The 13,034-nt window shown below is 74.4% G+C and carries 15 protein-coding genes; 5 read left to right on the top strand and 10 right to left on the bottom strand.

All coding sequences use genetic code 11. From position 1 onward, the window contains the following. Nucleotides 1–5 precede the first annotated feature (5 nt). The 3 genes from ACWEPX_RS16255 to ACWEPX_RS16245 are packed head-to-tail and all read right to left on the bottom strand — an operon-like array spanning nucleotide 6 to nucleotide 1,461. Entirely contained in the window at nucleotides 6–926 is a 921-nt protein-coding gene (locus tag ACWEPX_RS16255; protein WP_451897967.1) for a hypothetical protein, read from the bottom strand. A 21-nt stretch (nucleotides 927–947) separates the two neighbouring features. Continuing rightward, on the bottom strand, nucleotides 948–1,154 hold the full coding sequence (locus ACWEPX_RS16250) for a heavy-metal-associated domain-containing protein (RefSeq protein ID WP_451897966.1): 207 nt from the start codon (nucleotides 1,152–1,154) through the stop codon (nucleotides 948–950). A gap of 25 nt (nucleotides 1,155–1,179) precedes the next feature. After that, nucleotides 1,180–1,461, bottom strand: coding sequence for a metal-sensitive transcriptional regulator (locus ACWEPX_RS16245; protein WP_451897965.1), 282 nt, complete (start codon nucleotides 1,459–1,461; stop codon nucleotides 1,180–1,182). Nucleotides 1,462–1,568: 107 nt separating this feature from the next. Between ACWEPX_RS16245 and ACWEPX_RS16240 the strand changes: the two genes are divergently transcribed. Beyond that, nucleotides 1,569–2,108, top strand: coding sequence for a hypothetical protein (locus tag ACWEPX_RS16240; protein ID WP_451897964.1), 540 nt, complete (start codon nucleotides 1,569–1,571; stop codon nucleotides 2,106–2,108). Nucleotides 2,109–2,115: 7 nt separating this feature from the next. Here the strand turns inward: ACWEPX_RS16240 and ACWEPX_RS16235 are convergent, their stop codons facing one another. The 7 genes from ACWEPX_RS16235 to ACWEPX_RS16205 all read right to left on the bottom strand — a co-directional run bounded on the left by ACWEPX_RS16235 (nucleotide 2,116) and on the right by ACWEPX_RS16205 (nucleotide 9,119). Then, entirely contained in the window at nucleotides 2,116–2,709 is a 594-nt protein-coding gene (locus ACWEPX_RS16235; protein ID WP_451897963.1) for a cysteine hydrolase family protein, read from the bottom strand. 89 nt (nucleotides 2,710–2,798) lie between these two features. After that, nucleotides 2,799–3,665 carry an LLM class flavin-dependent oxidoreductase gene (locus tag ACWEPX_RS16230; protein WP_451897962.1) on the bottom strand — a complete coding sequence of 289 codons (867 nt, stop codon included), beginning with the start codon at nucleotides 3,663–3,665 and terminating at the stop codon, nucleotides 2,799–2,801. Then, nucleotides 3,662–4,228: a thiamine pyrophosphate-dependent enzyme gene (locus ACWEPX_RS16225; RefSeq protein WP_451897961.1), complete on the bottom strand. Its 567-nt coding sequence runs from the start codon at nucleotides 4,226–4,228 to the stop codon at nucleotides 3,662–3,664. Before ACWEPX_RS16225 ends, ACWEPX_RS16230 begins: the two co-directional genes overlap by 4 nt. Continuing rightward, the gene (locus ACWEPX_RS16220) at nucleotides 4,225–4,734 is read right to left on the bottom strand and encodes a thiamine pyrophosphate-binding protein (RefSeq protein WP_451897960.1); all 510 of its coding nucleotides are present in this window, start codon (nucleotides 4,732–4,734) and stop codon (nucleotides 4,225–4,227) included. Before ACWEPX_RS16220 ends, ACWEPX_RS16225 begins: the two co-directional genes overlap by 4 nt. Next, nucleotides 4,731–6,545: an asparagine synthase (glutamine-hydrolyzing) gene (gene asnB / locus ACWEPX_RS16215; protein ID WP_451897959.1), complete on the bottom strand. Its 1,815-nt coding sequence runs from the start codon at nucleotides 6,543–6,545 to the stop codon at nucleotides 4,731–4,733. Before asnB ends, ACWEPX_RS16220 begins: the two co-directional genes overlap by 4 nt. Nucleotides 6,546–6,601: 56 nt before the next feature. After that, nucleotides 6,602–7,768 (bottom strand): hypothetical protein, encoded by a 1,167-nt coding sequence (locus tag ACWEPX_RS16210; protein ID WP_451897958.1) that lies wholly within the window; start codon nucleotides 7,766–7,768, stop codon nucleotides 6,602–6,604. After that, complete coding sequence (locus ACWEPX_RS16205) at nucleotides 7,758–9,119, bottom strand: DUF6002 family protein (RefSeq protein ID WP_451897957.1); 1,362 nt, start codon at nucleotides 9,117–9,119, stop codon at nucleotides 7,758–7,760. Before ACWEPX_RS16205 ends, ACWEPX_RS16210 begins: the two co-directional genes overlap by 11 nt. A gap of 464 nt (nucleotides 9,120–9,583) precedes the next feature. Here ACWEPX_RS16205 and ACWEPX_RS16200 point away from each other — a divergent pair, with 464 nt between their 5' ends. Genes ACWEPX_RS16200 through ACWEPX_RS16185 form a run of 4 tightly spaced genes read left to right on the top strand, consistent with a single transcriptional unit; the run spans nucleotide 9,584 to nucleotide 13,028 of the window. After that, nucleotides 9,584–10,747 carry a glycosyltransferase gene (locus tag ACWEPX_RS16200; protein WP_451897956.1) on the top strand — a complete coding sequence of 388 codons (1,164 nt, stop codon included), beginning with the start codon at nucleotides 9,584–9,586 and terminating at the stop codon, nucleotides 10,745–10,747. A gap of 33 nt (nucleotides 10,748–10,780) precedes the next feature. Continuing rightward, on the top strand, nucleotides 10,781–11,641 hold the full coding sequence (locus ACWEPX_RS16195; RefSeq protein WP_451897955.1) for a 3-hydroxyacyl-CoA dehydrogenase family protein: 861 nt from the start codon (nucleotides 10,781–10,783) through the stop codon (nucleotides 11,639–11,641). A gap of 11 nt (nucleotides 11,642–11,652) precedes the next feature. Continuing rightward, nucleotides 11,653–11,889 carry an acyl carrier protein gene (locus ACWEPX_RS16190; protein ID WP_451897954.1) on the top strand — a complete coding sequence of 79 codons (237 nt, stop codon included), beginning with the start codon at nucleotides 11,653–11,655 and terminating at the stop codon, nucleotides 11,887–11,889. Continuing rightward, on the top strand, nucleotides 11,886–13,028 hold the full coding sequence (locus ACWEPX_RS16185; protein WP_451897953.1) for an acyl-CoA dehydrogenase family protein: 1,143 nt from the start codon (nucleotides 11,886–11,888) through the stop codon (nucleotides 13,026–13,028). The genes ACWEPX_RS16190 and ACWEPX_RS16185 overlap by 4 nt, the downstream gene beginning before the upstream one ends. The last annotated feature ends 6 nt before the right edge of the window (nucleotides 13,029–13,034 follow it).

Raw genomic sequence — 13,034 nt, 5'->3', positions numbered from 1 at the left:
TCCTCCTAGTGCCCGTGTCCGGGCTCGCCGTGGCCGCCCGCGTCGGCCTGGCCGCCCACGGTCACGGTGAACGCCGCCGTGCGGACCACGTCCCCGTGCTGGAAGTCCAGGAACAACCGGTAGGTACCCGCTGTCGGGATCTCCACGCCGAACCCGATCTCCGGGCCTGCCGGGGTGCTGCCGGGCTCGCCGTCGGGGTGGACGTGCAGGTAGGCCAGGTCCCCCGAGCGCAGCGCGACCAGGTGCCCGTAGGCGCCCAGGTAGGGCTGCAGGTCGGTGACGGGGACGCCGTCCTTGGTCACCGTGGCGGTGACCGCGGCCGAGCGGCCCGCGGCCAGGTCGCCGTCCAGGCGGACCTGGTAGCCGTCGACCTCGGCGACCCGCGAGTCGGCGTGCTCGACGCGCTCGGCGGTCCCGTCGGCGAACAGGTCCACCCCGAGGGTGAGCCCCTCGCCGCCGGTGGGGGCGAAGTCGGCGAAGGCGCGGTAGACGCCCGGCTGGTCGACCGCCAGCGGGACGGTCCAGACGCCGTCGGCGGACATCTCCGGGTGGACGTGCTGGAAGCCGGTGAGGTCGCGGCGCACCACGATCAGGTGCATCCGCTTGTCGTGCTCGACGTCGAACCCGGTGACGGGCGCGCCGTCGGGGCCGGTGATGCGGAAGGAGAAGGGCTGCTGCTGCCCGGCCGTCAGCGTCGTCGAGACGGGCGTGAGGGTGTAACCGCCCCTGGACGACGCGAGCCCGGCGGGCTCGTGCGGTGCTGCCGCGACGGTGTCGCTGTGGCCGTCCCCGTGCCCGGAGCCCTCGGCTTCGGGCACCCCGGCCGCGCCGGGGAAGGGACCGACAGCGGAGCCGACGACCCAGGCGCCCGCGGCGACCAGGACGACGGCCGCACCGTAGGCGGCGAGCTTACCTGCTGTGTTCATGGTGTTCCCAGATCCTCTGCGCTACGCGGTGAGCTGGTACCCGGCCTCTTCGACCGCGGCGCGCACGCGCTCGCGGTCCAGCGGCTGGGCGCTGGTGATGGTGACCTTGCCGGTGGGCACGTCCACGGCGATGCTCTGCACGCCGTCGATCGTCCCGACCTCCTCGCGGACCGACGCCGCGCAGTGGCCGCAGGTCATGCCGGTCACGGTGTAGGTGGTCTCGGTCATGTCGTTCCCTCTTTCCCTCGGTTGTTCAGGACCGCACCAGGCGCGCGATGGCGGCGCTGGCCTCGTTGACCTTGGCCTCGGCGGTCTCCCCGCCCTGGGTGATGGCCTCGGTCACGCAGTGCTTGAGGTGCTCGTCGAGCAGGCCGATCGAGACGGCCTGCAGGGCCTTGGTGACGGCGGAGATCTGGGTGAGCACGTCGATGCAGTACTCGTCGTTCTCGACCATCCGGTGCAACCCGCGCACCTGCCCTTCGATGCGCTTGAGCCGCTTCAGGTAGGCGTCCTTGTCCTGCGCGTAGCCGTTCATGCCGCTCCTCCCTCCGTCTGCACCATAACCCCGTATGGGTATCTTCAAGTTACCCCTAGGGGGTATCGGCGTCAAGTCGGGCGGCGCCCGTGCCCGATACTGGGCGAATGGATCACCAGGAGCCGGGCGGGAAGCCGCGGATCGGGCTGCGGGCGATCGCGCTCGCCGTCGTCCTGGTCGGGGCGCCCGCGCTGGTGGTGTTCCGGCCGTGGGAGGGGATCGACACCACGACCGCGCTGGTCGTGGGCGGTTTCGGCCTGCTGTTCGCCCTGCTGCCCCTGCTGGTGCTCCGGCGGGAGCTGCGCCAGCGGGACCGCCACGAGGCCCGGGTGGTGGTGACGTGGTCCCCGGGCGGCGAACCCGACGACCCGGCGACGGTGACGGTCGAGTGCACCGACCTGATCTCCCGCGGGCGCTTCTACCAGCTGGCGCAGTCCCTGCGCCGGACCCTGCCGGGCATCGGCGGCGCGCGGGTGTCGCAGATCCGGCTGGACCCGCCCCGCCGGGAGAACGCGATGCACATCGACACCACGCGCACCGGCATGCACGTGGTGTACCTCTTCGTGCAGGGAGCGCTCCTCGAACACGGCATCACCCGCGTCGAGACGGCCTACTCGCCGCCCCTGCCGGAGGGCGGCGAGCCGTAGCCGGGCGTCAGAGGGCGGCGAGGAGCTCGTCGGCGGTGGTGACTTCGCCGAGGAGGGTGAAGGTGGCGATGCTGGCGTCGTGGGCTTCCTGGGAGCCCGCGGCGCAGGCGTCCTCGACGACCACCACGCGGTAGCCGAGGTCGCCTGCGGCGCGGCCGGTGCTCTCGATGGTGAGGTTGGTGGCGACGCCGAACAGGACCACCGTGTCGATGCCCGCGGCGCGCAGCTGGGCGTCGAGGTCGCTGGCGGCGAAGGCGCCGACCTTGGGGCTGGTGACCACCAGCTCGCCCGGCTCGGGCTTGAGCTCGTCGAGGATCTCGGTGGCCGGGGTGCCGTCGAGCAGGCTGCCCTGCTGCCCCACGACCGCCAGCAGCGGGACGTTGGTGACCAGGTCGCTGTGCCCGGGCTGGTAGGCGACCCGGGTGTAGACGACCCGCACCCCGGCCGCCCGCGCCCCGGCGAGCAGCCGCTGGGCCACCGCGATGACGCCGCGGCGCTCGACCTCGGCGCGGAAGAAGGGCGCGAAGGCCCCGTCGGCCCCCGCGATGTCGTTCTCCCAGTGACAGGCGAGGAACGCGGTGGTGGCCTTGTTCAGTTCCATGCGGTGGCTCCCTTGCCAGACCGCCTCCGCGCGCGGGAGGCGGTCGACCGATCAACAACGACGGCGACAGTAGCGGCGCGGGGCCTGCCTCACCGCAGATTCGACAACGCCCGGTCGAAGGCGGCGGGGTCGCCCGCGAAGACGCCGTGCGGGCGCGGGTAGGCCAGGACCACCTCGGTGAAGCCGAGGTCGGCGCAGCGCCCGACCAGCTCGGCCAGGCGGTCCGGGGAGGCGTACGGGTCGGGTGCCACCCGGCTGAGGTTGACCAGCTTGCGCAGCGTCTCCGGGCGCCTGCCGTGGCGCAGGCAGATGTCGGCGAGGCGGTCCACCTGGCGGCGCAGCGTGGCGAAGGCCGCGGCCTCGTCCTGCGCGCCGGGGTGGGCGGGGTCGCCGATGGTCACCCAGGTCTCGGCGAGGGTCGTGGCCAGGCGCATGCCCCGGGGGCCCGCGGCCGCGACCGCCAGCCGCGGCCCGCGCACGCAGCCGGGGACCATCCACACCTCCCGCGCGGTGAACCACTCCCCCGTGAAGGTGGTGCGCCGGGCCCAGAGCAGCCGGTCGAGCAGCACCGCGAACTCCTCGAACCGGGCCGCCCGCTGCCCGGGCGCGAGCGGCGGCCCGCCCAGCGCCGTGCCGTCCTGGCCCGCCGCGCCCGCGCCGATGCCCAGCACGAAGCGCCCGCCGCTGAGCTGGTCGAGCGACATCGCCTGCCGGGCGGTGACGACCGGGTGCCGGAAGTTGGGCGTGGTGACCAGCGTGCCCAGCTCGATGCGGCTGGTTACCGCGGCCGCGGCGGCCAGCGTGGTCATCGCGTCGAACCAGGGCCGCCCGGCCGTCGTGCGCCAGGACAGGTGGTCGAGGGTCCAGGCGTGGTGCAGGCCGAGGTCTTCCACGCGCCGCCAGACGTCGGTGCCCGCGTGCTCGGGCAGCACCAGCGCGCCGACCCGCGGGGTCATCGGACCAGCCCGCGCAGGTGTCTGCTGAACCGCTCGGCGTGCGCGCCGAGCCCCGCGCCCACCCGCGCGGTGATCGGCAGGTCGGGGTCGGTGAGCACGCAGTGCAGGAACACCGGCCCGCCGCGGGCGCCCAGCCCGCGCGCCAGCGCCGAGCGCAGCGCCGCCGCGTCGGCCAGCCGGTGGACCTCCCGGTAGCCGCAGGCCAGCGCGAGCGCGCCGAGGTCGGTCGCCGACGGCACGGCCTGGCCGCCGGTGGAGTCGTAGCGGCCGTCGTCGAGCACGACGTGCACCAGCGGCAGCGGCCCCAGCGCCCCCGCGACGACCAGGCCGACGGGGTTCATCAGCACGCTGCCGTCGCCGTCGACCACGACCGTGGCCAGCCCGGTCGCCTGGGCGATGCCCACGCCGATGGACGAGGCCAGCCCCATCGAGCCGGTCATGTAGAAGTGGTTGGGCCGGTCGGCGATGCCGCGGGCGATCCGGCAGGCGTAGCCGGTGGTGAAGACGACCGGTTCGTCCCCGGTCGCCGCGATGACCTCGCGCACCGCGTCGGTCTTGTTCACGCCCGCCACCCGAACCCGCTCGGCGTGATCAGCAGCGCCGCGGCGCGGCCCCCCTGCCGCACCGCGCGCGCCGCCCAGGCCACCTGCGGCGCGGGGTCCGCGGGGTCGACCACCGCCGAGCCGACGCCGAGGGCGGCCAGCAGCGGCGCGGTGGCCCGGCCCATGACCTGGTTCTCCTCGGTGGGGTCGCCCGCCACCCCGCGCAGGCTGATCACCAGCAGGATCGGCAGGCGGTACGGGATGACCAGCGACGCCAGCGCGTTGACCGAGTGGCCGAGCCCGGAGTTCTGCATCAGCACCACCGGGCGCCTGCCCGCCAGCGCCGCGCCCGCGGCCATGCCGACGGCGTTGTCCTCGCGCGGCACGGTGAGCAGGGCGGCGCGCTCCTCGGCGACCCGGTACAGCGGCGCGAGGATGCCGCACGGGGTGCCGTAGAAGGGGCCGAAGCCGCAGGCGGTCAGCGCGGCGCACAACCCCGCCGCGCGGTCCTGGCTGCCCCCGGTCACCGCAGGGCCAGCCGGTATTCGCGCATCCAGGCGTCGACCTCCAGCAGCGGGCACAGCAGGTGCGCCACGCTGACGTGGGTCATGGTCGCGCCCGCGCCCTCGGCCAGCGCCCGCACGCGGGCGCCGTCGAGCACGCCGTGCAGCGGCGAGGAGCGGTCGTCGGCGATGGCCAGGGCCGCGGCGCGCAGCGCGGCGTCGTGCCCGCGGTCGTGCAGCGCCGGGTAGCCGCACTTGGGCCGCTCCAGCACCGCCGCGGGCACCAGGTCGGCCGCCGCGGCGCGCAGCAGGCCCTTGGCCCGGCCGCCCGCGGACTTCATCGACCAGGGGACGTTCCACACGTACTCCAGCAGCCGGTGGTCGCAGAACGGCACGCGCACCTCCAAGCCGACGGCCATGCCCATCCGGTCGGCGCAGTCCAGCAGGTAGGCCAGCGGGCCTTGCAGGCTCAGGTGCAGGACCTCGCGCATCCGCGCGTCCAGCCCGGCTTCCCCGGGCAGGCGGGGCACGCGGGCGAGCAGCGTCGCGTAGCGGTCGCGCTCGTCGTCGCGGGGCCGCACCCGGGCGCGCACGTCCGGGGCGAGGCAGTCGGTGAGCCGGGGCGCGTCGCCGAGCCAGGGGAAGGTGTCGCGCCAGACGGTGCGCGGGTCGTGGAACCACGGGTAGCCGCCGAAGACCTCGTCGGCGGCCTCGCCGGAGAGCGCGACGGTCACCCGCTCCCGCAGCGCCTTGAACAGCAGGTAGGTGGAAGCGTCGAACTGGCCCAGCGCAGGCAGGTCGCGCGCCCGCAGCGGCACCCGCCCGACCGCCGCCACCGCGGCGGGGTCCAGCTCGACCGCGACGTGCTCGCTGCCGATGTGCCGGGCGGCCAGCGCCGCGTAGGGCGCGTCGCGCTCCGGGCGCAGCGCCGTGGGCCGGAAGGCCTGCTCGTCGCCGGTGAACTGGAGCCCGAACGTGGTCAGCCGCTCGACGCCCCGGGCGGCGAGGGCGGCCAGGGTGCTGGAGTCGAGCCCGCCGGAGAGCAGCGCGGCCACCGGCACGTCGGCGACGAGCTGCCGCCGCACCGCCGCCGCCAGCCGCTCGCGGACCGCCGCCACCGTGGTGGGCAGGTCGTCAGTGTGCTCCCGGCTCTCCAGCCGCCAGTACGGCTGCTCGCGGCAGCCCCGCCGGTCGACGCGCACGACGCAGCCCGGCCGGACCTCGCGCACGCCCCGGTAGGGCGTCTCCCCCGGCAGGGCCAGGCGCGGGCTGAACAGGATCGGCAGGGCCTGCTCGTCGACCTCGGGGTGGAACACCGGGTTGGCGAGCAGCCCCTTGGGCTCGGAGGCGAACAGCACGCCCGAGGGCAGCGGCAGGTAGTAGAGCGGCTTGACGCCGAGCCGGTCGCGGGCCAGCAGCAGGCGCTGCCGCGCGCCGTCCCAGACCGCGAAGGCGAACATCCCGTCCAGCCGCTCCACGCAGCCCGCGCCCCACTCCAGGTAGGCGCGCAGGACGACCTCGGTGTCCGAGCGGGTGCTGAACCGGTGCCCGAGCCCGGCCAGCAGCCCGCGCAGCTCCGGGAAGTTGTAGACCTCGCCGCCGTGCACCAGGACCACCGGCTGCCGGTCCGGCCCCACCGCCGCGGTCATCGGCTGGGCGCCGCCCGCGGCATCGATGACCGCCAGCCGCCGCTGCCCGAGGCCGACGTGCCTGCCCAGCCACGTCCCGCCGCCGTCGGGCCCGCGGGCGCGCATGGTCGCGGTCATCGCCGCAACGGTCGGCCCCTCCCGGCGCAGGTCCCGGGAGAAGTCCAGCCAGCCGACGATCCCGCACATGGGCCGCACCTTTCCCGAGTGGGCGCGCCCGCGCGCGGGCTGCGAGCGGGTCGCGGTCACGGGTCCGCCCCGCGCCCGGGCAGGCCCGCCAGGAACACGTCGAGGTCGACCACGCGCGACCGCTGGACATTCGCGCAGACGTGGGACAGGTGGGTGCGCGCCGGGCGTTCGGCGTCGTGGAAGTACACCGCGCAGAACCCGCCGTCGCCCGCCAGCTCCAGCACCGGGTTGGCGACCAGGAAGTCGCGCACCGGCGGGGTGTCGCGCTTGGCGCACCACAGCAGCGCCAACCGGCCGAGGTGGGTGCGCGGGCGCACCGCGCGCGGGCCGAACTTGCGCTTCCACTGGAAGATCCCCTGGCTCAGGAACGGCTCCACGCCGCCGAAGTCGACGTGCCGGTAGCCGTTGCCCGCGGCCCACTCCAGCAGCAGGTGGTCCGCGGCGCGCAGCGCGCCGTCGGTGTAGTGCTGCCGCGCGCCGTCGGCGACGCCCACCAGGCGGATCGTCAGCGTGGCCCGGTCGGCCCGGCACAGCGCGCCCGCCACCCGAACCCCGTCGAGGGTCACGAAGACCAGCACGCCCGCGCGGAACAGGCATTCGTACGCGCGCTCGCGCGCCTCGCTGCGGGCGCGCTCCCCGTGCCGCAGCCGCATGGTCGGCTCGTGCATCCGGTCGTAGAAGTAGGCGAAGGAGCCGTCGTCGTCGGCCTGCTCCAGCGCCCAGGCGCGGGAGCGGCGCGCCGCGGCGAACCACTGCCGCTCCCGCCGCGACAGCGCGCGGCGCCAGTCGCCGTCGAGGTCGACCACCAGGTGCACCCGGTACGGCAGCGTCAGGGCCGCAGGCCCCGCCCACCGCTCGGCCTGCCGCTGCGTGCACCCGACCGCCACCAGGTCCGCAGCGGGCAGTTCGCCGCGCGGCAGCCCGCCCCGCTCGCGCTCGGTCGTGCTGCCGCCGAGGGCTTCCCTGCGCTCCTCCAGCAGCTGGTGGATCTTGACGACGCCGTGGGGCGGGCCTGCGTACGCGATGGTCGGCAGGTGCGGCCCCGCGCTGGAGACCACCCCGACCGGGGACCGCAGCCGCGTGTCGTGCCAGCCGCGCGCGGCGGCCAGCGGCGGGAAGGCGCTGTGGTCCCAGGCGTAGGCGGCCCGCGCGCCCAGGCGGCGCAGCGGTCCCGCGGCCCGGGTCCGCGGCGGGCCCACCGCCGCGAGGTCCTCAGCGGACATCGGACCAGCTGCGCGCCACGACCTCGGCCACCTCGGCGAGCCCGGTGACCGGGGTCAGGTGCGCGGCCGGGATCGGCTCGAACTCCGCGCGCTGGTAGCTGCCGGAGCCGTGGACGAGGATGTCGTCCTCGGCGACCAGCCCCCGGTCGATCGCGTTGGTGATGCCGGTCAGGGCCATCACCAGCGACCACTCGCGCAGGTCGCGTGGGTCCGCGGGCAGGGCGATCCCGGCGGGGGCCAGCAGCGCCCGCAGCCGCGGGTAGCGCTGGAGGCATTCGTGCAGCGACACCACGATCCCGCCGCCGCCCCTGGCCCGGATCAGCGCGTTCATCTCCGCCGAGGTCACCGGGTCGCGGGTGTAGAAGGTCGGGTCGAGCACCTCGCGCGGGTCGTAGGTGGTGGTCGGGAAGCGCGGATCGCTGTCCTGGCGGTAGAGGCCGGTCGCGCTGTCGAAGCGGTAGGGCGGGAGGTGGTCGCGGGAGGTGGAGCCGAAGTGCAGGCTCAGCACCATGTCGGGCGTGTCGAGGTGCTGGACGAGGAAGTAGCGCGCGGTCGGCTCGCCGTGGCCCGCGGCGGCCAGCCGGGTCGCGCCGAGGTTGTGGCCCAGCAGGCCGAAACCGCTGGACACCGCGTGCACGTGCAGCCTGCCCGCGGCGGGCGGCAGGAACTCCTGCTCGGCGAAGGCGCGCACCACGTCGGCGACCTTGTAGTTGTCGATGGCGAGCGTGTACCAGAGGTCCGCGCCGTGGCGGTCCCGCGCCACCGGGCCGTAGTCGGTGACGAGAGATCGGGCCAACGCCTTGACGTCACCGGGTTGCGCGCCGTCGTAGGTGACGACAGGGTTGCGGGCGCGCAGCCCGGGATCACCGTCCAAACGCGACGCCCAGAGCTTGGGGCCCGCTGTGCTCGGCACGATGACCAGGATGCGCAGCTCGTCGGCCGACGCCAGACCGGCTTCGTAGGCGCGCAGCACGGCGTCGCGCAGCGCGGTCGCCTTGTTCCCCGACGACGGCGACACGATCATCAGCCTGCCGCCCGTGCGGCGGATGTGCTCGACGGCCCGCGCGACGATCACCAGCGACGCGCACGTCTTGGTGGTGCGGGTCCGCGGGTTGCGGGTGAGGTCCAGCAGGGTCAGCCGCTTGCCGCGGTAGTCGCCCAGCCGCGCGAAGCCGAGGTCGGACGCGGCGGAGAAGGCCGCCAGCGCCGGGCCCGGCGGGGGCAGGCCGTACCCGGGGCCGAACTCGGCGCCGTCGTCGGCGACCGCCAGCTCCGCGAGCGCGGCCCTGATCTCTTGGTCGTACCGGGCCAGCGCGTTCGCCACGACCAGCGTCTCGATGTGGGACAGCATTCCGCGCCTTCCTTGCCCGCGACGGGTCGAACACAGACGGCAGGCCAAACGTCACCACACGCGGCACCGGGAACCAGCGGCGCGCCAGCGCTCCCACCGCCGATCCGGAGAATCCGGCGCCGACCGGCGAAATGCGGCAGCGGGGCCGAATTTGCTGCTCAGCGAACGGCGTCGGGCAGCTCCGCTGATCCCGGCCACGCCAGAATAGGCGCTCCCGCGCCCGGTGGATCGGGCGCGGGCGCCGACACTGCCCCGACGTCCGCACCTTCGGGCAGCGCATTTCCGCAAACTGGTCATTCGGGGCGCTGGCGTTCACCCCGTCGGCCGCCGGTCCGGCAATCGAGCAGCCCCAAGGGAAACGCCTCGACAAGGCGGATCAGCGGGCGCTAGCATTCGGCGCACGCGCAATTCCCGCGAACCCCCGGCACGACGACACCGACACGGCCCATTGTGGGGGGTCACTCATGGTCTCTGGTGGTCAGGGCGCGCCGCAGCGCAGGGCGCTCCTGTTCTCCTTCGACGGCGGCACCGGGATCGGCCACCTGCGGCGGCTGGCGGGCATCGCGCGCAGGCTCCAGGGCCGCTTCGCCTGCCTGCTGGTCACCAGCCACCGGTCGGCGGCGGGCTGGCTGGTGCCCGCCGAATGCGAATACGTCCACCTGCCCGGCTGGGACAGCCTGCTGCCCGGCAAAGCGGGCTACTGGGGGCGCGCGCCGTTCATCGACCTCGACCTCCACGAGTCGACCCGGTTCCGCAAACGCCTGATCGCGGGCATTGTGGCCGCCTTCGAGCCGGACGTCATCCTCGTGGACCACCTGCCCTTGGGAATGCACGAGGAATTGGCCGAGGTCGTCAGCGGCGCGGACTGCCCCAAGTACCTGGTAACGCGCGGCGTGCAGAACGAGACCGAGGACTTGCGGCGGCTGGTGTTCGGCGGCGCCGCCCGCGAATCGATCGAGACCCGCTACCGCAGGGTGCTGGTGGCCGTGGATCAGCGGGTGTTCGACTTCGCGGCGCACTACCCGGTGCCGGGGATCAGCGAGAAGGCGGTGCACACCGGTTATGTGGTCGACGCCGTGCCGCGGGCGGCGATCGAGGCGACCCGCGCGCAGCGGGGGCTGCGCGACGGCGACACCTGGGTGGTGGCGTCGGCGGGCAGCGGCCAGCGGGGCGAGGAGCTGGTCCAGCGCTGCATCGACCTCGCGCGCGACCACGGCGACATCGCCTTCGACATCGTGCTGGGCCCCAAGTCCCGGCTGCGGTGGGAGGACGGTTCGGCGGACAACACCCGCGTGCACGAGGAACACCGCGACCTGCCGCACCTGCACGCCAGCGCGGACCTGGTGATCTCCTCGGGCGGCTACAACTCCCTCCTGGAAGCCCTGCAGGGCGACGCCCGGATCCTCTGCTTCCCCTACCGGCGGGACACCCGCGACGAGCAGTACCGCCACGCCACCTGCCTGCGGGCGTTCGCCGACATCGAGGTGTCGCTGACCCCGCACGAGCTGCCCGGCCTGTTCGAGCGGGCGATCCGCGGGCTCGGGTCGACCGACCGGCGCGGGGAGCTGGCCTGCGACGGCGCGGCGGCCATCGAGCGGGTGCTCACCGACGACCTCGCCCCGGTCTGAGCCGCGGCGGCCCCTGCGACGGAGGAAAGACCCATGAGGTTCCGGAACGTCGGTGTCGTCGGGACGGGGGTCATCGGCGTCGGCGTCGTCCAGAGCCTGGCCCAGACCGGCCACCGCGTCGTCGCGGTGGACCTCGACCAGTCCATTCTGGACTGCGCGGGCGAGACCATCGCGCGGCGGCTGAAGTCCGCTGCCCTGTTCGACCCGCGGCTGCGGGCGGCCGACCACGGCGAGATCCTCGCCCGCATCGACCTGACCACCGACCTCGACCGGCTCGGCGAGGCCGAGTTCGTCATCGAGAACGCGACCGAGGACTGGGCGACCAAGGAGGCGGTCTACCGGGACCTGGACCGGGTGTGCGCGGCCGACGCGGTCCTGGCGGCCAACACCTCGGCCATCTCCATCACCCGGCTGGCCGCGGTCACCGGGCGGCCGGAGCAGGTCATCGGGATGCACTTCATGAACCCGGTGCCGCAGAAGGACGTGGTGGAGGTGATCCGGGGCGAGCGCACCAGCGCGGCGACGGAGGCGGCCGCCGCCGCGCTGCTGGAGCAGATGGGCAAGCGCGGCATCGTGGTCAACGACGCCCCCGGGTTCGTCTCCAACCGGGTGCTCATGCTGACCATCAACGAGGCCGTCCACGTCGTGCAGGACGGCGTCGCCGGGGCGCGCGAGGTCGACGAGATCTTCGTGCGCTGCTTCGCCCACCGCATGGGCCCGCTCGCCACGGCCGACCTGATCGGCCTGGACACCGTGCTGCGCACCCTCGACGTGCTCCGGCAGGGCTTGGCCGACGACAAGTTCCGCCCCTGCCCGCTGCTGCGGCGGATGGTCGACGCCGGGCAGCTGGGGCGCAAGGCGGGCAAGGGCTTCTACGACTATCCGAACCGTTAGCGGGAGCGGCCGTGGACGTGCGAACCAGGATCCGCCGGTACTTCGAGGGCGCCGTCCCCGGGCCGCTGCGCGACGACGACGACATCTTCGACCTGGGCATGGTCAACTCCCTGTTCGCCGTCCAGCTGGTCGCCTTCGTGGAGGAGGAGTTCGCCATCACCGCCGAGCGCGACGACCTGGACATCGCCAACTTCTCCTCCATCGACGCGCTCACCGCGTTCGTCACCAGGAAGACGGCGGGCGCGTGAGCACCGCGCTGACCGAGCAGCAGGCCGAGCGCCGCGAGCAGGCGCGCCGCTTCGCCAGCCGGGAGATCGCGCCGTGGGCCGACCGCATCGACCGGGAGCAGCGGACCCCGCGCTCGGTGCTCGACGCGGTGCGGGCGGGCGGCTACCTGGGGGCGGGCCTGCCCGAGCTGTGGGGCGGCGGCGGGTTCGACCCGGTCAGCTACGGCCTGGTGACCGAGGAGGTCGGCAAGGCGTGCTCGTCGGTGCGCAGCCTGATGACCGTGCACAACATGGCCGCCCAGGCGCTGGCCCGGCTGGGCACCCCCGAGCAGCGGGAGCGGTGGCTGCCCGCCCTGTGCGCGGGCGAGCGGATCATCGGCTTCGCCCTCAGCGAGCCCGGGGTCGGCAGCGCGGCGCACGAGGTGGCGACCGAGGCCGTCGACCGCGGCGGCGCGTTCCTGCTCACCGGCACCAAGAAGTGGATCACCTACGGGCAGGTGGCCGACCTGTTCCTGGTCTTCGCCCGGTGCGACGGCAAGCCCACCGCCTTCATCGTGGAGCGCGGCAGCGAGGGCCTGGCGGTGCTGCCGATCGGCGACGTGATCGGCACCCGCGGGGCGATGCTGGCCGAGCTGCGCATGGACGCCGTCCCAGTGCCCGCGTCTCACCAGGTCGGGCAGCGGGGCATGGGCGCGGCCTTCGTCGCCAACCTGGCCCTCGACCACGGGCGCCGCTCGGTGGCCTGGGGGACGACCGGCATCATCCACGCCTGCCTCGACGCCTGCGTCGCCTACGCCGAGCAGCGCTGGCAGGGCGGGCGCGCGCTGCGCGAGCACCAGCTCGTCCGCCGGAAGCTGGCCGACATGCTGGTCGCCCACACCGCCGCCCGCGCGCTCTGCCACCGCAGCGCCTGCCTGCACGAGCAGCACGACCCGCGCGCGGTGATGGAGACCTGCACGGCCAAGTACTTCGCCGCCGAGGCCGCGGTCCGGGTGGCCACCGACGCCGTCCACCTGCACGGGGCCAACGGCTGCGCCGCCGACCACCCGGTCAGCCGGTACCTGCGGGACGCCACGGTCATGGGGGTCATCGAGGGGACGGCGGAGATCCACCAGCTGGCGTTGTCCGACTACGCCTTCCAACGACCGTACCTGCGCTGATGGGCG

Source organism: Actinokineospora sp. NPDC004072, from assembly GCF_053604195.1.
This window is presented reverse-complemented; position numbering and strand designations above follow the sequence as displayed.